At 42.0% G+C, this 20,196-nt stretch carries 17 protein-coding genes and 1 tRNA gene; 12 read left to right on the plus strand and 6 right to left on the minus strand.

The window, feature by feature from the left end; genetic code table 11:
• Positions 1 to 5: 5 nt before the first annotated feature.
• The 5 genes from ACZ5NL_RS04560 to fba all read right to left on the minus strand — a co-directional run bounded on the left by ACZ5NL_RS04560 (position 6) and on the right by fba (position 5,222).
• Positions 6 to 275, minus strand: a complete 270-nt coding sequence (locus ACZ5NL_RS04560) for a DUF7990 family protein (RefSeq protein ID WP_004069831.1) — start codon at positions 273 to 275, stop codon at positions 6 to 8.
• Positions 268 to 555, minus strand: coding sequence for a DUF7990 family protein (locus ACZ5NL_RS04565; protein WP_464843156.1), 288 nt, complete (start codon positions 553 to 555; stop codon positions 268 to 270). The genes ACZ5NL_RS04560 and ACZ5NL_RS04565 overlap by 8 nt, the downstream gene beginning before the upstream one ends.
• A gap of 48 nt (positions 556 to 603) precedes the next feature.
• On the minus strand, positions 604 to 2,340 hold the full coding sequence (locus ACZ5NL_RS04570) for a carbon starvation CstA family protein (protein ID WP_464843157.1): 1,737 nt from the start codon (positions 2,338 to 2,340) through the stop codon (positions 604 to 606).
• 170 nt (positions 2,341 to 2,510) lie between these two features.
• Positions 2,511 to 4,295, minus strand: a complete 1,785-nt coding sequence (gene oadA, locus ACZ5NL_RS04575) for a sodium-extruding oxaloacetate decarboxylase subunit alpha (protein ID WP_464843158.1) — start codon at positions 4,293 to 4,295, stop codon at positions 2,511 to 2,513.
• 78 nt (positions 4,296 to 4,373) lie between these two features.
• Positions 4,374 to 5,222, minus strand: coding sequence for a class I fructose-bisphosphate aldolase (gene fba, locus ACZ5NL_RS04580; RefSeq protein ID WP_464843159.1), 849 nt, complete (start codon positions 5,220 to 5,222; stop codon positions 4,374 to 4,376).
• 94 nt (positions 5,223 to 5,316) lie between these two features.
• Here fba and ACZ5NL_RS04585 point away from each other — a divergent pair, with 94 nt between their 5' ends.
• From ACZ5NL_RS04585 to iadA, 12 genes are all read left to right on the plus strand, one after another.
• Positions 5,317 to 6,063, plus strand: coding sequence for a biotin--[acetyl-CoA-carboxylase] ligase (locus ACZ5NL_RS04585; RefSeq protein WP_464843316.1), 747 nt, complete (start codon positions 5,317 to 5,319; stop codon positions 6,061 to 6,063).
• 330 nt (positions 6,064 to 6,393) lie between these two features.
• Positions 6,394 to 7,671 carry a dicarboxylate/amino acid:cation symporter gene (locus ACZ5NL_RS04590; protein WP_087035689.1) on the plus strand — a complete coding sequence of 426 codons (1,278 nt, stop codon included), beginning with the start codon at positions 6,394 to 6,396 and terminating at the stop codon, positions 7,669 to 7,671.
• A gap of 89 nt (positions 7,672 to 7,760) precedes the next feature.
• Positions 7,761 to 9,194, plus strand: a complete 1,434-nt coding sequence (locus ACZ5NL_RS04595) for an exodeoxyribonuclease VII small subunit (protein ID WP_252743154.1) — start codon at positions 7,761 to 7,763, stop codon at positions 9,192 to 9,194.
• Positions 9,195 to 9,242: 48 nt separating this feature from the next.
• Positions 9,243 to 9,887 (plus strand): alanyl-tRNA editing protein, encoded by a 645-nt coding sequence (locus ACZ5NL_RS04600; protein WP_252743153.1) that lies wholly within the window; start codon positions 9,243 to 9,245, stop codon positions 9,885 to 9,887.
• Positions 9,888 to 9,940: 53 nt separating this feature from the next.
• A tRNA-Leu gene (locus ACZ5NL_RS04605) sits at positions 9,941 to 10,028 on the plus strand.
• Positions 10,029 to 10,445: 417 nt separating this feature from the next.
• The gene (locus ACZ5NL_RS04610; protein WP_464843160.1) at positions 10,446 to 12,254 is read left to right on the plus strand and encodes an ABC transporter substrate-binding protein; all 1,809 of its coding nucleotides are present in this window, start codon (positions 10,446 to 10,448) and stop codon (positions 12,252 to 12,254) included.
• Between the two features lie 72 nt (positions 12,255 to 12,326).
• Entirely contained in the window at positions 12,327 to 13,310 is a 984-nt protein-coding gene (locus ACZ5NL_RS04615) for an ABC transporter permease (RefSeq protein ID WP_464843161.1), read from the plus strand.
• The gene (locus tag ACZ5NL_RS04620; protein WP_464843163.1) at positions 13,307 to 14,203 is read left to right on the plus strand and encodes an ABC transporter permease; all 897 of its coding nucleotides are present in this window, start codon (positions 13,307 to 13,309) and stop codon (positions 14,201 to 14,203) included. The genes ACZ5NL_RS04615 and ACZ5NL_RS04620 overlap by 4 nt, the downstream gene beginning before the upstream one ends.
• A 46-nt stretch (positions 14,204 to 14,249) precedes the next feature.
• Positions 14,250 to 15,428, plus strand: coding sequence for an amidohydrolase (locus tag ACZ5NL_RS04625; protein ID WP_464843165.1), 1,179 nt, complete (start codon positions 14,250 to 14,252; stop codon positions 15,426 to 15,428).
• Positions 15,429 to 15,542: 114 nt separating this feature from the next.
• Positions 15,543 to 16,064 (plus strand): Lrp/AsnC family transcriptional regulator, encoded by a 522-nt coding sequence (locus tag ACZ5NL_RS04630; protein ID WP_464843166.1) that lies wholly within the window; start codon positions 15,543 to 15,545, stop codon positions 16,062 to 16,064.
• Between the two features lie 266 nt (positions 16,065 to 16,330).
• Entirely contained in the window at positions 16,331 to 17,710 is a 1,380-nt protein-coding gene (gene nhaC / locus ACZ5NL_RS04635; protein ID WP_464843167.1) for a Na+/H+ antiporter NhaC, read from the plus strand.
• Between the two features lie 53 nt (positions 17,711 to 17,763).
• On the plus strand, positions 17,764 to 18,945 hold the full coding sequence (iadA, locus tag ACZ5NL_RS04640) for a beta-aspartyl-peptidase (RefSeq protein WP_464843169.1): 1,182 nt from the start codon (positions 17,764 to 17,766) through the stop codon (positions 18,943 to 18,945).
• 77 nt (positions 18,946 to 19,022) lie between these two features.
• Here the strand turns inward: iadA and ACZ5NL_RS04645 are convergent, their stop codons facing one another.
• On the minus strand, positions 19,023 to 20,150 hold the full coding sequence (locus ACZ5NL_RS04645) for a tyrosine--tRNA ligase (protein WP_087035701.1): 1,128 nt from the start codon (positions 20,148 to 20,150) through the stop codon (positions 19,023 to 19,025).
• Positions 20,151 to 20,196 lie beyond the last annotated feature (46 nt).

Consider the following 20,196-nt stretch of genomic DNA (forward strand, 5'->3'; position numbering starts at 1 on the left):
TCACCTCACGTTATTTCAAACATTGCAGCGATTTCACCAAATATATCATCCATTTCCCCCGCTCTTCTCTGCATTACGTAAATCTCTCTCACCATATGGGGCATTAACCTCATGACGAGTGTTGTGGGTGGAGAAGGGATGCCTACAAACGAGCCCATGAGCACTAGTGCAAACACGTTTTCAAGTTCCCTCTCCTCAAACTCAAGATATTCCGTAGAACGTGCCTTGAATGCACTAAAAAATCCCCTAAAAAATGCCTTTAGATTTTCAAACATTTAACCACCCCGTTTTCATCGTTAATGGATTAAGGGATTTCTCCTGCATAACATACATCTCCCTGATCATGTGAGGAAGAAGCTTATAACTAAGGTCCACAGGAGGGTTTGGAAGCCCAATATAGCTCCCCAGAATGAGAAGGGCAAAAATATTCTCAAGTTCTTCTTCCTCCCACTGGAGCCCTCTAAGATAATAAAGCCTAAATCCCTTGTTGAATTCCCATAAAACCCGAATAGGCATAGAAATCCAGTAAAGGGCCCTTTTTAAGAAAGTCTTCATCAAATCACCTCAACAAAATTAAAATAATATTGAAAAAGGAAAAAACTTTCACGCCGGAGCCGCCTCGTATTCTTCGGCCGGTCTCTTCCATGCAAGGTAGAAGTCATACGCTAGAAGGAAGTTGAGCACTAGACCTACCAAGAGAGAGCCTTTCACTGCTATTAAGGTGCTTCCTTTGAGTGGAACTACTATTATGTACCATATAAGACCTGCCGTGACTGTTATCCATAGGAAGAGTGCTGGAATTAAGACGGCATAGCTCCATGTTCCTGCCCTTTGTATCTTGTAAGCCCATAGAGCGGCTGTCATCATTGCAATTGAAGCTAATAGCTGGTTCATACCAGCAAATGCTGGCCAGAGAACTTTATATCCAGCGCCCCAAGCCATCCAAGTTCCAAGTACCGCGATTACTATTGATGCTATCCACTTGTTTGTGATGGTCTTCCATATTCCTTGGCTTGTATCGGTTACCATTCCAAAGACTTCTTGCCATGCAAACCTTCCAAGCCTTGTAGCAGTGTCAAGAGAGGTCAATGTGAACGCTGAAACCCATAGAGTTGCGAATGTCTTTCCAAGTGTAACGTCTATTCCGTACATGTCGGCAAGTCCTTGAGCATAACCACCGATAAAGGTTCCAAGCCCACCCTTGGTTATGTATTGGGTTCCCCATTCTACTGCATTTGCGCTTAGTCCGGTGAGCTTAACACCGTAAACAGCTATTGCTGTCACAACAATTGTTGATAAGAATCCTTCAGTGAACATTCCACCGTAGCCAACGAGCAATCCATGGATTTCTTTGTCAAGCTGCTTTGATGATGTTCCAGAACCAACTATTGAGTGGAAACCGCTCAGAGCACCACATGCAATTACCAGCGGAACTGTGGGCCAGAAGGGGGATGGTTGCCCACCAACAACGTTTGCTGAAAACATTGTAAATCCTGGGGCTTCAAATGGCTTTGCGAGAGCTATGAACGCTATACCTCCAATTAAAAGTCCAAACCAGAGAATATAAGCGTTAAGGTAGTCTCTGGGCTGGAGAAGTACCCATACCGGCAGTGAAGATGCCACAATGATGTAAATCATCAATATAATGTTCCAGTAGTGGTATGCTTGGAGGTATTCTGCACTTCCATCGACTGTCTGACCTTGGACGAATACTAATGGATTTCTAAAGCCGATCCATAGTGCAACAACAAGAAGTATTAGCCCTATAGCCGTTGCGACGTAGAAGTTCACGTTCATCTTGTACATCATCCATCCTAGAATGATTGCCACTAGGAGGAATAACAGTGTTGCCGTTGCGGCTTGTGGAGTCAAGACTAACAGTCTTGCCGTAACAGCTACAAACGCTGCAACCACTAAGAGCAGGGCAAACCATATGTAAACTTCAAATGCGATTCCAGTTCTTTTGCTCATTATCTTTCCAGCAATCCACTGTATTGACTTACCATCATATCTCACCGATGCCATCAAAGCTAAGTAATCGTGCACTGCACCAATGAAAACGTTTCCAAACCATATCCAGAGCAGTGATGGTATCCATCCCCATGCCATTGCCACAGCTGGACCAACTATTGGCCCTGCTCCAGCAATACTTGCGAAGTGGTGCCCATAAAGAACTACTGGGTGTGCTGGAACGTAGTCGACACCGTCATAAAGCTTGTGTGCTGGTGTTGGCCTGTTTGGGTCTGCTTTGACAACTTTGCTTTGTAGGCTCTTTCCATAAGTAAAATACATGGCCACATATATAATTGCGGCCGCCAGTATAATGACTGCCGAGTTCATCTAAAGCACCTCCCAATGGAAATTCATCATGATGTTATAGTCATGTAATATATATGCCTTTCGGAAATCTGGGCATTTTTATGAACAAATTTTGATAAGTGTACCAAAAATTAGCAAAAACGCTCAAATTCCCCACTGTTTAAAGTAAAAACTAAAAAATGGAGAGTAATTTAAGTGAGTTCTATTAGTGGTTGTCCAGTGTCGACGGTGTCTCCTTCCTTAACAAGAATTCTCTTCACAACACCATCCTTTGGTGAGGGAATCTCATTCTCCATCTTCATAGCCTCAAGCACAAGCAACCCCTGACCAACCCTAACCTGATCACCCTCCCTAACCAAAACCCTAAGAATCTTACCAGGCATAGGCGCAGAAACCACATTCTCACCAGCCGCCGGAGCTGGAGCTGAAGAAACCCCAACCGGAGCAGAAGGAACCGGAGCAGAAGCTGTTGCTGGAGCTGGTGCTGAAGGAGCCTGAGCAAGAGTAGGAGCTTCAGAAGGGACATAAGCCGAAATAAACAACCCCTCAAGATTTACCCCTTCAACTCCAATTTCATATTCTCTTCCACCCACATAGACCTTTATCACTTTGCCCTTGGGCTTCTCTTCTACTGGCTTGAGCTTCCCTTGCTTTCTAAGTTCAAAGAACTCCAAAGCTACCTGTGGGAAGAGGCAGTAAGTCACCACGTCTTCTTCCTTCTCAAGGAAACCCTTTTCCTTAAGTTCTTTTCTCGCTTTCTCAAGCATCGGTTCAAGCAAATCGGCAGGTCTAACAGTTATCGGTTCTTCATCTCCAAGGATAAGCTTCTTAATTTCCTCTTTTATTGGAGCAGGGGGTCTGCCGTAGAGACCTTTTACGTAGTTCTTTGTCTCCTCGGTTATCATCTTATACCTCCCAAACAGAACGTTAAACACTGCTTGAGTCCCAACTATCTGAGAAGTTGGCGTTACCAAAGGTGGATAGCCGAGTTCCTCCCTAACTCTCGGTACTTCTTCTAGAACTTCATCAAGCTTATCGAGAGCCTTCATTTCTCTGAGCTGGGAGATAAGGTTTGAATACATACCGCCGGGAATTTGGTGAATTAGAACGTTTGGATCTCCATGGAGAGCCCTCTTGTTCATTAGGTGCTCATATTTTTCTTCAAGAATCCTCCGCAGATACTTGGAGATTTCAAAAATCAGCTTCATATCAACTTTAGGCTTGTCTTCGCTTTTTAAAGAGTAATAGATGCTCTGAATTGCAGGCTGAGCTGTACCATTCGCTAAAGGATAAATTGCCGTGTCTATGAAATCCGCTCCAGCCTCAACTGCTTTTAAGTAGGTTGCCGAGGCCAGACCGCTTGTTGCGTGAGTGTGAACATTGACCTTTACCCCATAGCGGTCTTTGATCTCCTTCACAAGTTCATAGGCCGTTTGGGGATCCAAAAGAGCAGCCATATCCTTGATTGTGATATAATCAACATCCAGCTCAATTAGCTCATCAACTTTCTGGAGGTAATACTCTAAAGTGAATATCTTCCCGGTAGTGTAACTTATTGCTCCTTGAACTTCAGCCCCCACTTCCTTGGCCTTTCTGATTGCGGTTTTCATATTCCTAACGTCATTTAAGGCATCAAAGACCCTAAAGATGTCAATTCCATTTTTGTAAGCAAGTTCAACGAATTTTTCCACTACATCATCTGGGTAGTGCTTGTAGCCAACAACGTTTTGTCCTCTAAGCAGCATTTGAAGTTTTGTTCTCTTTATGTGCTCCCTTAAAAGCTTTAATCTCTCCCAGGGGTCTTCTCTTAGGAACCTTAGAGCTGCATCAAAAGTTGCTCCGCCCCATACTTCCATAGAGTAAAAGCCGACTTTGTCCATCTTTTCGGCTATTGGAAGCATATCCCTTGTTGATAGTCTTGTAGCAATAAGTGACTGGTGAGCATCCCTAAATGTGGTATCAATTATCTCAACCATTCCCACCACCCAATAGATGTTTAGAAAGGAGGTTTAAAAATCACACTGGACAAATTTGAATAAAAATATTAAGAAAAGTCAAATTAACCCCTCAGCCTTTGCGGCCTCTTCTGGATCTTCATTTCTGTGGATTACCCTCAAAAGTGCTCTAATCATCGGCTCCGGGTTTTCTCTCTGGAATATATTTCTTCCAACAACTGCTCCGCTTCCTCCAGCTTCAATAACTTCCCAGACGATCTTTAAGAAATCCAGAGGATTATCTGTCTTCGCTCCACCGCTTAAGAGAACCGGAACGCCTGAAGCGGCGTCAACAACTTTGGCAAATGTTTCTCTTGACCCAGTCCAGTAAGTTTTAATCATATCCGCTCCCATCTCTGCAGCAGCCCTTGCTCCATACATAACAACTCTATAGTCCTCTTTCTTGCCGTATTTTTCATTAATGTACGGTCCCCTAGGATAGGCAAACTGCACAACAGGGTAACCTAAATCGTGAGCGTAGCTTGCTATCTCCGCAAACTGTCTCATCATTGCTCCCTCATATGGACTTCCCCAGTAAACCGTTGCTGCTACGGCATCGGCTCCAAGTTTAATCGCATCTTCAACAAACCCAAGTTGATCTTGCATAAGCCACTCTTCCTTTGGTCTGAGCTCTGTTTTGCTGGTAAGTTTTATCATCAAACCGACATCCTTACCAACAAGCTCTTCTCCAGATATTCTCGCTATTCCTGGGAGCATCATTACTCCATCTATCCCAGCTCTGACAACTTTTCGAATTATGATTCTGGGGTTAATGTGTTCCCAGTTTTCTTCAAAATCAGTTGGCCCATGTTCAAATCCATGATCCATTGCAAAAATCAAAGCCCTCCCATCCCTTCTAAAAAACCTCTTAAGTCTCCTCCTAATCCCAATGTTGTTGTATGCTTCCATACTATTCACCTCTGGTGATACATAGGGAAGAGGAAATTTAAACCTATCGTTAACTAAATAATCCCGCATGTCAAAATATATTATGGTGAAACAAATGCTCGGCCTTAACACTAAAAACATTGGAAAGAAGGTGATATACTTTCAGGAAATAGATTCAACCAACGAATATGCTAAGAGAATAGCCCTTGATGAAGAGGAAGGAACCATAATAGTGGCTGATACTCAAAAAAGTGGCTATGGTAGGAAGTTTAGGATGTGGGCATCTCCTAGGGGCGGGCTGTGGATGAGTGTGATATTAAAACCAAAAACTACCCCTGATCATATAGTTAAAATAGTTTTTCTTGGAGCAATAGCCGTTGTTGAAACCCTAGAAAGATTTGGAATAGATGCTAGGATAAAATGGCCCAATGATGTCCTTGTAAATGAAAAAAAGATATGCGGTATCTTAGCAGAGGGGAGTTTTTCAGAAAGGGAGGTTTACTACATAGTCCTGGGTATAGGACTAAACGTCAATAACCCAATTCCGGAAGAACTCTTAAGCACCTCAACATCAATAAGTAATGTTCTAGGAGTGCAAATTCCCACAGAGGAGATATTTAAAACCATTGTAGGCCGGTTGGAGTACTGGTACGAGGAGTTTCTACGTGGGAATGACGAGAAAATACTGCAAAAGTGGAGAGAGAAAGCACTTCTAAACAGAGATGTCAAAGTAATAAGAGAAGAGGGCGAGATTAGGGGGAAAGCTTTAGACATTGATGAGCTTGGCGCATTAATCTTGGAGCTTGAGGATGGAAGAAAAGAAAAAATTCTTTATGGGGATGTCTCATTAAGGTTCGAATAACCGTTCTGCCTACCCGTAAAGTGTGTGTAGGGTATTAATTTCGTAATGAGTAGGCTTCCAGCCTCCGGTCTTCATTGGCTGGCTTTCGGGGGGAACGGTGACTCCCCACATCTTCAGGGCTTTCGGCAGTCTCCATTCGGGCTTAACAACCCCACATACCGAAGACTACCTCACTACGGGAGATTACGACTCAAGACTATTTAAAAATTTCGCTATACAAACCCAACAAACTTTACACTTTACCTATCTTGGAAAAAGTTATATACTACAAAGTACAAAATTCTCCCGCCATAGACTGCTATATAACACCAATGTTCGGAGGTGAGCCCAATGGGGCTCCTAAAAAGCTATCTTGAATACCCAATTTTGAGAAAAATATTTATCGGACTGATTTTAGGTGCAGTGTACGGGTTGATAGTAGGAGCCATCGGACACCCAGGAGCAGCAACTGCAATAAAACCCCTAGGAGATCTCTTTGTTAGGCTCTTAAAGATGTTAGTGATGCCAATAGTTCTAGCTTCACTGGTCGTCGGTGCCGCAAGCATAAGTCCAGCAAGGCTTGGAAGAGTGGGTGTAAAGATAGTGGTCTACTACTTGGTAACATCAGCCTTTGCAGTGTTCATAGGACTCATAATGGCCAACCTCTTCAAGCCTGGCCTTGGACTACAACTCGGAGCAGGAGAAGGAAAGGCAATACAGGCACAGGCACCCTCTCTTGTGCAGACCCTCCTAAACATCGTGCCCACTAATCCGTTTGCATCCCTTGCAAGTGGTGCAGTCTTACCAACGATATTCTTCGCCATTGTCTTGGGAATAGCCCTTAGCTATCTCATGAACAGCGAAAATGAGAGAATTAAAAATTCAGCAACAACACTCTACAATGCCTTTGATGGATTAGCGGAAGCGATGTACAAGATTGTTAGAGGAGTTATGCAGTACGCCCCAATAGGTGTATTCGCTTTAATAGCCTACATCATGGCAACCCAAGGAGTAAAAGTCGTCGGACCTTTGGCAAAAGTTACAGTAGCAGTGTACCTAGGCTTGACAATTCAGATAGTAGTTGTCTATGGACTCCTCCTTAAGATATTTGGCTTAGACTTAGTCAAGTTCCTCAGCAAGGCTAAGGACGCTATGGTAACAGCATTCGTCACAAGAAGCTCAAGCGGTACCTTACCGGTAACAATGCGTGTTGCAGAGGAGAACATGGGTGTGCCGAGGAGTATTTATTCATTTACCCTCCCACTAGGTGCTACAATTAACATGGACGGAACTGCTCTATACCAAGGTGTTTGTGCAATGTTCATTGCCTACGCAATTGGACAGCCCTTACCATTTAGCCAGCAGTTAGTGATAGTAATCACGGCAGTTCTGGCTTCAATTGGAACCGCTGGTGTGCCTGGAGCTGGAGCAATAATGCTCGCAATGGTCTTGGAGAGCGTCGGACTGCACCTAGAGCCAGGAACTCCCGTTGCCTTGGCTTACGCAATGATACTCGGAATTGATGCTATCCTCGACATGGGCAGAACAATGGTTAACGTTACCGGTGACCTAGCAGGAACAACAATAGTCGCAAAAACTGAGGGAGAACTTGACGAGAGTAAGTGGTGATTTCCTCTTCTTCTTTTTCAATTTATGAGGGATAGAGTTAAATACCCTACCACCATTTGGTTTTTAGAAAAAGAAATTGGGGGATAAAAATGAAAAAGTTAGGAAGTTTTTTAATAATTCTCCTTCTAGGCCTCTCTTTTGTCCAAGCAGAGACTGTGGATTACTATAAAGAAGAATTTACGCTCAAAGTTAAGGTGCTTCAAAACGGGGATGCTCAAATAACTGTAATGACTTCTATCCTAGGGCCTAAGGACAAGATACAAGAAGAGATCGCAAGTATATTAAACCAAACAAACATGAGTGAAGAAGAAGCAATAGCAAAGTTCGAAAAAGAGCAGCTGGACAACTACATTGCCAGTTTAGCAAATGCAGGAATAAGGACTAAAAACCAAACGTTCAAACTGGTTAGCATTAAGGAGGACAACTTCACGGTAGTTTTTACAGCGTATGCAGAGAAGTTTGCCAAGTACTATTCATATGATGACTACTGGGAAATAGTAGTGGATCCAACTAGAGGATATGGAACAATGCCAGTTCCAGACACTGGACTGCCTCAAAAAATAGAACTCCATAACTTATTTATTATAGAGCTTCCGGAAGGAGCAGAGCTGGTTGAATACCCCCAAGCATACACAAAGGAATTTGGACAAAGCAAATTCTACGTAAGGTCAAAAGTTAAAGGGAATAAAATTATCGTAAGCTCCGATATTTACTTGGAAGAAAACCTATCTCCAGACGGATTCAGGGCGCTCTTCGGGGACTACAATGCGTTTTATATTCATTACACAGCCCCCTACAAAGGGGAGGAAACGTATCAACCTGTAAAAACTGAGCAGTATATAAAAGCAGAGATTTCAAAGGATGGAACTACCAACCTTCTTGTAAGGGAAACATACCTTGAGCCAAAGGAGCAAATAGAACTCATGAAGCTTCAAATAAACCTTATGGGAGCCGAGAATGTTACCAACATGATCCTCCAAAACTACCTCCAAGGAATGGCAGCTCAAGGAATAACCGTGGAGGATGCAAATGCAAGCATATTGGGCTTGGATAAAGAGGGACCCTTGACAATAGAAGCCAACTATGTCTTGAAGAACTTCACTAAGTTAGTAAACGGAACCTACGAATATTCCTTTGATCCAACACTTCTGAATCCCTCACAGCTGGGCTACAGAGCCCAAAACGAGATAAATCAGAGCCTAAGAATTGAATTTATTCTTCCACCAGAAGCGGAAATTGTTGAAGTTCCAGAGAATATAAGCAAGGAAGTCAAGGGGAACAGATACACTCTCTTAACAAAAATAGAAGGAAACAAAATTTTGATAACAGCAAACGTTTTCGTCAGATACGGTGCCCCCTTTGAGGACATACAGTCCCTTTTAGGGAACGTTACAAGGGCGTACATCAAGTATAGGCTACCATCAGAAGAAAACAAAATAAACTTAACAACCCCTCAGATAGCCGGAATAGCAGGAGCGGCAGTTTTAATAGGCATTGCCCTTTTCATGTTAAAGAAGAGGTAGCATTAGGTTTTTAATTTCTCTTTAATATTCTTTGATTAGGTGGTATAAATGACGAGAAAACTTTATTATGAGGATGCATACTTGAAGGAAGCCAAGGCAAAGATAGTCCAGATAAAGGAGAATGCCTTGCTTTTAGACCAGACCATATTTTACCCCACTGGAGGGGGGCAACCCCACGATACGGGAACTATAAACGGAGTTAGAGTTCTAGATGTCTACAAAGATGAAGATGGAAATATCTGGCATGTCGTTGAAGATGCGAGTGCCTTCAGCATTGGGGATGAAGTAGAATTAAAACTCGATTGGGAAAGGCGCTATAAGCTCATGAGAATACACACAGCGTTGCACCTCTTAGACCATGTATTTAATGAAGTTCTTGGAAAAGGAAACTGGCAGCTACATGGAAGCGGCATGAGTTCAGAGAAGGGTAGATACGATGTAAGATATCCCGAAAACCTTAACCAATACAAAGAAAAGATAATCGAGCTTTTTAACCGCTACGTTGATGAAGGAGGCGAAGTCAAAATCTGGTGGGAAGGAGAGAAAAGGTTAACCCAAATCAGGGACTTTGAAATCCTGCCTTGTGGAGGAACACATGTAAAAGATATTAGAGAAATCGGCCACATAAAGAAGCTTAAACGCTCAAGTATAGGAAAAGGAGTTCAGAGAATAGAGATATGGCTCGAGGATTAAAACCATATCAATTAGAAAGATTTAAAAGTTCTGCAGAATTCATCTACTAACGCGCGGGGGTTGCCGAGCCTGGTCAAAGGCGCGGGATTCAGGGTCCCGTCCCGTAGGGGTTCCGGGGTTCAAATCCCCGCCCCCGCACCAAAAACAACCTTCCGAGTTGTTTTTATTTGATGAGCATTTCTAAAGAGTTCATCAAGAGCGTGAGAACCAACACCTCTCCAAAGATATAGATGTTACTGGCATCTTTTTTCATAATCACTTTCTCGTAGTAAAACTATGCATTACGGAGTTTCTACTTACTACAACGTAGTAAAAGAATGTCAAGATTATCTCGGTAGTACAATGAGTTATCTCAAACTTTTTAGAAAATGACATAAAGAGCATTGGGGGACTAGCTTGGCAAAAAGCCAGAAAAATTTAACCGCTATGTTTGTGAAAATATTAACACCAACGAGTTATCATACCTCTATCAAGAAAGATTATTGGGTTAAAATTTAACAAGAAAATTATTTATTATGTTCTACCAACAACAACGATAAAACCACTGGGGGTTCCTGCATGCATCCAACAAAAAAATTGATATGCTTGATTTTAGTTGGGGTTGTAGTGCTTTCTCTAGCAACACCAAAAGCCAGTGCCGCAACCAACAAAGCCAACATCTTTGATTATATCCACAGAGAACCATGGATGAAAGCCGGAGGAACATTTAGATGGCCCATGATGGGTGAAGCAAATACATTGAACCCATTTACGTACACATCCTCTTGGGAGGCTATGATTCTAGACAATGTATATGACACCCTCACTATAATGACACCAGATATGAAATATGCTGGCAGACTTGCCAAGGATTGGAGTGTCTCAGAGGATGGTAAGGTATGGACATTTGAGCTTTTCCATAATGCTACATGGCATGATGGTAAACCTGTAACCGCCGAAGACGTTGCCTTTACGTATAATCTCCTCGCAGAAATTGGGAGCCAGACCAGATTTGCAGATGTTGCCGCTGTAATTGACAAGGCAGAGGCTGTTGATACGTACACCGTAAAGATTTACCTAAAAGAGCCCTATGCTCCATTCTTGTACATGATAGCTTCTTCAATCTACATTGTTCCAAAACACATTTGGGAAAATATAGACAAGAGTTCACTAATTCAATACAAAAATGAAAACCCAATAGGATCTGGACCTTTTATCTATGTTGAACACAAGCCCCAGCAATATTATAAGTTGAAAGCTAATCCAAATTACCACCTAGGCAGACCACTAATTGATGAAATCATTATGCCAGTAATATCAAACCCAGATGCAATGCTTATGGCATTTAAGAAAGGAGAAGTTGATGTGATGACATGGAGTATTCCATACAGCTCCATTCCACAAGTTAAAGAAATTCCCGATGCTCATTTACATGCCGTGACTGAATTTGGTGCCAGATTTATGTACTTCAACTGCCAGAGATGGCCAATGAGTGAAGTTAAGTTCAGGCAAGCTGTGCACTATGCTATCAACCAGACAGAGGTCGTAAAGATAGTTTACCAAGGATACGCATTACCAGGATCCCTCGGAAGGATTCCGCCCACACTCAAAGAATGGTACAATCCAAATCTCCCATCAAAAGAAGAGAAATATCCATTCAACCTCAAAAAGGCAGCGGAATTACTCGATGAAATCGGCTTTAAGGATGTTGATGGAGACGGATGGAGAGAAGCTCCAGATGGGTCAGATGTAACACTAACTATATATTCTCCATCATATGATCCATTAAGAGTTAGATGGGGTCAAATGATAGCAGAGAACTTGAAGAAAATCGGTGTCAATGTTAAATATCAACCTTTAGAGTGGACAACACTCTCAAACTATCTTGACTCAGGAAACTTTGACATGCTGATAATAGGTGGAATTGGCTCTCTCGATCCAGATATCCTCAGAATGCTCTTCCACTCAGAAGGTGGGTGGAACGAGGGACACTGTGTGATACCCGGACTGGACGAGCTTCTCGACAAACAGAGGTACACGGTAGACTATGAAGAGAGAAAGCAGATAGTGTACAAGATTCAGGAGATACTTGCAGAAAACGTTCCAGTCTTAAATATGGTTCACCAGCAGTTCATATTCGCATACAGCACTAAGACATGGGACGGATGGGTGCTTTCAGACATAATGGGTCCAGATAACTGGTTCAGCATTATGAACCTCTACAACAAGGAAATAAGTAAGGAATCTTCAACAACAACTTCCGAGGAAAAAGCAACAGCTTCAAAAACTTCAACACAAGCAGAGACATCAACGAAAGGAGGAGTATGTGGACCAGCAGCACTCATCGGACTAGCGTTGATCCCAGCACTGCTTAGACGGAGAAAGTGAGATCTAATCAATTTTTCTCATTTAAATTTTTATTTTCCAATTTCAGCAACTAACAATTAAAAGGGTGGTAAAATGGCGGGAAGATGGGCATACAAAGTGCTCCGAAAGATAATAATAAGGGCATTTGTGTTTTATATAATCGTTAGTATAACCTTTATTATCCCAAGGTTATTACCTGGAGGAGCCTTTGCTTATCTGGCAGAAAACCCCAATATTTCACCAGAGTTGAGGGAAGCACTTATAAAAGAGTTCAAATTGGACCAGCCACTTTGGGAGCAGTACAAAACATTCGTAAAGGAATTCTTCCTTCATGGCAATCTTGGCATATCCTTTAGCAGACTAGAACCCGTATCAAAAGTTATCAAAGAAGCATTACCTTGGACAATAGTCCTTGTTACCACTTCAATAATAGCGTCAGCACTTATCGGTATCTTCTTGGGAGCCATAGCTGCGTATAGAAGAGGATCTTTAGCGGATTCGTTTTTAGTTTCCCTTGTAATGTTTATTAGGTCAATGCCAAGTTTCTGGCTTGGTATAGTGCTGTTGATAATATTTGGATATTATTTCGGGTTAGCGCCATTATATGGGGCTTATTCGTATGGAACCGAATATACTAGTCGGTTGGAATTTCTGAAGGATGTAATTTACCACTTGTGGCTTCCTTTTGTAACTCTTGTGGTTTTGGGATTTGCAGGATACTTCATGCTTATGAGAAATACCATGCTAGATGTCCTTGGGGAAGAATTCATTCTTGCAGCTAAAGCAAAAGGGATGCCTGACAGGATAATCCTCTTCAAGCATGCTTTAAGACCTGCCAGCTTACCAGTAGTCACAGCTCTCGCATTAGATCTAGGATGGTCTGTAAGTGGAGCAATGTTGATAGAGGTTGTTTTTTCATTACCCGGAGTAGGAAAGCTCCTTTATGATGCAGTATATATGACCGACTATCCACTGCTTTTAGGAATTGTAGTCTACACATCCCTTCTGACATTGGTGTTGGTAACGATAGTTGAGTTTATGTATCCAATAATAGATCCCAGGGTGAGTGCACAATGACGGAAATACTTAAGGGACAAAAATCTCCTGAAACTCCCCTTAGCAAGTTGTTTGCATCTTTAGAAGTTGTCAGGACAATATTAACAAGCAGACGAGGGATTATTGGGTTAATACTCCTAGCAATACCATTTGCAATGGCAATCGCTCCTCAATATATAGCTCCTTATGATCCCTGGGAAATTGTAGATGCACCATTTTTGCCACCCTCATGGGATCACTTGCTTGGCACAAACGACATAGGACAAGACGTGTTCAGTGAGCTTGTATATGGGGCTAGAATTTCATTATTTGTGGGTATCACAGCAGCGGTTTCAACAGTAGTCATAGGAACCCTAGTCGGATTAATAGCAGGCTACTACGGAGGGGTGGTCGATGAGGGACTAATGGCTGTAACAGACGTCATGCTACTGATCCCAATACTACCCTTCATGATATTACTAGCTTCTATTCTTGGGCAGGGTTACATAAACATAGTGATAACAATCGCAATATTCAGCTGGCCGGGAATTGCAAGAATGGTTAGAGCTCAAGTGTTATCATTAAAAGAACGGGATTACGTAGAGGCAGCAAGAGCTCTTGGAGCCAGTGACAGAAGAATAATGTTCAAGCATATACTTCCACAGCTGCTTCCTCTTCTTGTGGCATTTACCTTAATGAGAGTTGGAGGAGCTATGATTGCTGAGGCATCACTTAGCTTCCTTGGACTGGGGGACCCCTCCAAAAAATCATGGGGAGCGATTATTTACTGGGCCAGAAATTCTGGGGCTATTTCCAGCGGTCTTTGGTGGTGGATAACCTCTCCAGGTATTATGATAACAATAACAGTCCTTGGATTCACTCAAATAGGCTATGCCATCGAGGAATATGTAAATCCAAGACTCAAGAGGATGTAATTTAGTTTTTAGGATATTTTTGTTTGCCAACAAGGAGGTGAAGATATTGAAGTCCAAAAAACTGGCATTAAAAGGTGGGACAATATTAACGATGTCTAAATTGGGAACCATCAAAGAAGGAACAATTTTAATAAGCAATGGAAAAATCGAAAAAATCCTTGAAAAAGATGCACAAATCCCTAAAGACTACGAAGTGATAGACGTCACAGGAAAGGTCATAACTCCAGGATTTATTGACGCCCATGCCCATCTAGGGCTTTTCGAAGAGGGACTGAGATGGGAAGGAAACGATGGTAATGAAATGACGGATCCAGTAACTCCTCACTTGAGAGCAATAGATGGTATTAAACCCGATGATCCAGCTTTTGACATGGCAAGAAAATTTGGAATAACAACCCTTGGAATCCTCCCAGGCAGTGCAAACCCCATTGGGGGCATGGGAGCAGCAATAAAGACCTATGGTAGGACTGTAGAAGAGATGCTTGTTAAGTTTCCCATTGGAATGAAAATTGCATTCGGAGAGAACCCGAAAAATGTATACGGAGTTACTCAAAAGCGCACTCCTCAAACTAGAATGGCATCAGCAGGTCTAATACGAGAGTGGCTGTACAAAGCAAAGAGATATATGGAGAAAAAAGAGAAAGCCAAAGACGATCCAGATAAAATGCCGGAGTTTGATATAAAGCTCGAAGCTCTGGAGCTTGTTCTGAAGAGAGAGATTCCTCTCAGGGCTCATGCACACAGGGCAAGTGACATCTTAACGGCAATAAGAATTGCAGAAGAATTTAATGTGGATATCGTGATAGAACACGGCACCGAGGCATATAGAATTGCTGACATAATTGCCAAGAAAAGCATCCCCGTGGTTCATGGACCTCTTCTCCTTCCACGTCATAAGCCCGAACTTAGAAACCTCACGATTAAATCTCCAGTTTTACTTGCCAAAGCCGGAGTTGAATTTGCTTTAAGCACCGATGCTCTAGGACAAGTTATTTTTGAGCTGCCGATTATGGCATCCCTCGCAGTAAGAGAGGGGCTCGATCCCGAGACGGCTCTTAAAAGCATAACAATAACACCCGCAAAGATACTCGGTATTGCAGATAGAGTGGGAAGCATAGAGGAAGGCAAAGATGCTGATCTTGTAGTGTTCAATGGAGATCCACTTGATATCAGAAACAGAGCCGAAATGGTATTGATAAACGGAGAAATCGTGTACTCTGAGTGAATTCGATTCCTTTTTTCAACAATCTTTAGTATCCCTCCACATATTCACATTTTTTGTGGCATAGTATCAAAAAACCTAAAAAAGAACTAGCCGAATTATTATGGAGGAATTAAGATGACAATAGGAGAGAACAATGACGAGATACTCGTCTTAAAGAAAATTTTCAAAAATAAACTTGATGATCTTGACATTAAGATTTATCAGATATTACGAGAAGACGGAAGGGCGAGTGACACAAAGATTGCCGAAAAGCTTGGAATTTCTATTACCACAGCTAGAAGACGACGTTTAAGGCTCCAAGAGGAAGGAATTCTACAAATAGTCGGACTTCTCCTCCTTCAAGCGGCAAACGTTGCATATGCAGATGTTTTAGTTAAATTGAACAGACAGGCAAGGATAGAGGACATAAACACCTTTATCTCTGAAGCAATTGCCAATCCACGGATATACGAAGTAACAGAATACATAGGTGGAGATTACGACTTCTTGCTAAGGTTCTTTGAATCAAATTTAGAGAGCCTCAAATACCATATAGACAAGTTTCTTAGAGACAAACCAATTGTAGATAACTATAAAGTGTATCCAGCGATTGGAAGCCCAAAGGCGTGGTATCGGTCTTTCAAGCTAAAATTCTGAAGAAGGGAATTGGAACAATGATGGCACACAAATGAAAAATCTTTTAGGTATTTTTTAGCTATTTTTCAGTATCAAATCTAATCAGCAGTTACTAGTTCTGATGCAATTAAGACCATTTTTGGGTCAATATTTTACGAAACATGTAGACAAAAATTAACACGTTAAGTTTTTATTCATAGACAGTACTATCAAACATGAGCAAATCAAAACCCTAGTCCCCAATTATGGGGGGACTAGGGCTAATAACGCGCTATAGGGTGAAGAAAATGCCAAAACGAGAGGTTGGACTAAAGGGTGCAACTGCTGTAGTGCTACTAATATTGGGTACAATGGTGGTAGGAAAGCTAATACTGAAGTTTGATACAGCAATTTTGTTGATGTTTGTCAGCATAATGACAACAGCAATCTACGTATTCTACTATGGATTCTCATGGAAAGAACTCTTTGAGGAAGGAACAGTCCCATTAGCCGCTAGAGCAATGGGTGCAATGATAATTCTGATTACGGTAGGACCATTAATTGCAATCTGGATGATATCAGGAACTATCCCATATCTCATGTATGTTGGTCTTAAGACACTAAACCCCAAAACGTTTCTTGTGGCTGCAACACTGATAACAAGTATAGCATCTCTCTTAACGGGAACATCATGGGGAACTGCAGCCACTTTTGGAGTTGCTCTTATGGGAGTCGCCTATGGACTTGGAGTTCCTTTGCCTGCAGCCGCTGGAGCAATAGTAGTTGGGGCGTATTTAGGTGACAAGATAAGTCCCGTGTCAGACACCACAGTTTTGGCAGCAGCATTAGCTGAAGTTGATGTTTTAGACCACGTGAAATCAATGCTTTACACAACAGTTCCGGGTTACATAATCTCCCTCGTGGTATATGCAATAGTTGGACTGAAAGCAACTGGAAGTGTTGATTGGAGTAAGGTCAATGTAATACTAAATGCATTATCCCAAAACTTCCACCTGAGCCCGGTAACATTAATTCCACCAATCCTTCTGCTGATTTTAGCCTATAAGAAATACCCAACTATACCAGTTCTATGGGTTGCAATTCTTTCCGCAATTCCAATTGCAATGTGGCAGGGATATGATATCTCCACAATCGTTAAGACTATGGCTAAAGGACCCTCTATCGCCACCGGCGTCGAAGCCGTGGACAAAATGCTTAACAGAGGGGGAATATCATTCATGGCAAGTGCGATGGCAGTAGTGTTCTTTGCATATATCTTTGCCGGACAATTGGAAAGGAGTGGAAGCATTTCCAAGATTGTAGACTATCTCCAGAACACGTTCGTAAAAGGAAGTGTCGGTAGATTAATTTTTGCAACTTCTATTACAGGAATCTTGACTGGAATGGGAACTGGAAACTCCTATCTCTCTGAAATAGTGCCTGCTACAATGTTCAGGGATTTGTTTGATAAGATGAAGATCAAAAGAACTGTGCTGTCCCGTACCCTCGAAGACTCGGGAACTGTTGTAGTTCCATTAATCCCATGGTCTGCAGCTGGTATTTATATGACTACAGTCCTAGGAGTTCCAACCACTCAATATCTTCCATGGGCTATAATGTGCTACCTTGGCTTCATAACTGCATGGATATACGGATACACAGGCATAGCAATATGGAAAGAAGAATGAAGAAAGCGCCGTTTTTGTTTTTCTCTAATTTTTGTTAAAATGGAGGGTTAAGAATGAATATCTTGATAAAAGGCGGGGAGATATATTCACCTGAAAAGGAAGGACAAAGAGACATTCTTATAACCCATGAAAAAATCACAGTGATTGAGAGGGAAATACACGAAGATGATATCAGAGCTCTTGGAAAAGTTGAAATAATAGACGCTTCAAATTCTATTGTCATTCCGGGCTTCATCGATCAGCATATTCATATAAACGGAGCCGGAGGAGAAGGAGGACCTCAATACAGAACTCCTCCAGTCCAGCTAAGTCAGTTGACTAGAGTAGGGATAACAACGGTAGTTGGTGTTTTAGGAACAGATGGCGTTGCCAGATCACTAAGAGAGCTGTTAATGAAAGCACGGGGATTAGAAAACGAAGGCATAAGTGCATGGATTTACACAGGGGCATACCAGATACCGTCTCCAACAATTACTGGGAGCGTGCTGTCAGATATCGTTCTCATAGACAAAGTAATAGGAGTTAAAATGGCATTATCAGACCACAGATCTTCACATCCTACAATAGAAGAACTGCGCAGGATTGCCTCTGACGCTAGAGTGGGAGGCATTATCTCTGGAAAAGCTGGAGTTATTCACATTCACATGGGAAGTGAAAAGCCTGGTCTTACACCGATTTTAAAGGCTATAGAAAATACAGATATTCCTATAGAACAGTTTGCCCCCACCCATCTAAACAGATGTGAGGAATTGTTCAATGAAAGCATAGAGTTTGGAAAGGAAGGAGGCTATGTGGACATAACTGCAGGCGTTTCTCCGGAATATGGATTTAATGAAGCGATAAAGCCCAGTGAAGCCGTCAAAACTCTCTTAAAGAACAATGTTCCTGTTGAGAGAATCACTATGAGCACAGATGGAAATGGCAGCATGCCTAAGTTTAACGAAAAGAAAGAACTGATTAGGATGTTAATTGCCCCCGTGCACTCCTTATATAAGGAATTCGTAGACATGATAAAAATTGAGAAACTTAAAATTGAAGATGCCGTCAGGATAACCTCAACAAACATCGCAAAACACCTAAAGTTAAATCAAAAAGGAGAGATAAAGCCCGGCAAAGATGCCGACCTTATAATATTAGATAGGGATACACTCAAAATTAGATACGTCATAGCCAGAGGAGAAATTATGGTAAAGGAAGGAACACCTGTGAAATTTGGAACATTTGAAGAGTACTAAGAGGGTATGCACATTTCTTAACTTTTTTCTTTATCGATGTCAGTTTTAGGGAGAAAAAACAAAACTTTAAAAAAAGATCACCTCGTAATCTGCACTTCTTTCATAAGCTCCAGCGGTTCTGGATGCTTCTCAAAGTATTCCCTAATAGGTTTGAGGAGTTCTATTAGGTAGTCTGCAACGGCATTCTTCAAATCGAGGGGATGTACCTTGCCCTCAGCAAAATCCTTCTTGAGTTCCTCGAATGTTGTATACGTCACATCTCCACCAAACTTTGCTGGCCTGTGAATTGTGAATTCCGTTGGCTCTTCCCTAAAGATTATATGTTCAGCCCAGTCAAGCACTGGGTTGTAGTTAACCTCCTTTGCTGGACAGAAAGCCTTTCTAAGCTTTTGCTTTATCTCTTCTGGACTGTCATGGATGAAGACAGCTGAATAGGGCTTGCTCTTGCTCATTTTCATTGCTGCCTTGATCTCTTTGAATTCCTCTTCGCTTTCAATTGGCCATTTTGGAGGCTCTTGGAGACCTAAGAGGAGGTGGTGGTGAACAGCAACGGGTTTTACCTTTTCCCCTTCCCAAACGAGGGGATGGTATCTCAACTTTGGAGCAACCTCAATAGCAATGACGTGGGCTTTTCTTTGATCCATTCCAGCATGTGCTATATTGACTCCTTGGTAAAAGATATCTGCAACCTGCATGGCTGGATAGATGAGCTTCGCAAAATCAATTGCTTCTCCCATCTGTCTTCCCATAATCGTTATAGATCGCATCATTCTTGCCAGGGTGACGTTTTTTGAAATATCAATAACAGTCCTCCAGTAATCGCCTTTCTCTAGAATCTCACTAGCCAGAACGAATTCTACTTTATCTGGATCCCCGCCCATGACTTTAATGCTTTGCTTCATGCCCTCCTTAAAATAAGTTAGGGCAACTTTCTGTATAACCTCAAGATCCCCACCGAGCTTATCGTTAATCCAGCTGTGCCAGTCCGCAAGGAATATCCTCGTTTTTATCCCCGCTTTTTGGAAGTCGGCTATTTTTGCACCAGCCATTAATCCAGTGCCAAGATGAATGTAACCGCTTATTTCAAATCCAATGTAATGTTGCAAGGGCATTCCAATTTCCAGCAAATGTCTAAGATTCTCAAGTGTCAGCACTTCCTCAGTAGGTTTTTTCGTTATCAAGCTTATTTTCTCTTCAATATCCATTTACACCACCTACCTTCACCTACGAAATGACTCTTTTAAGCATTTC

It is taken from the genome of Thermococcus aegaeus (assembly GCF_055393685.1).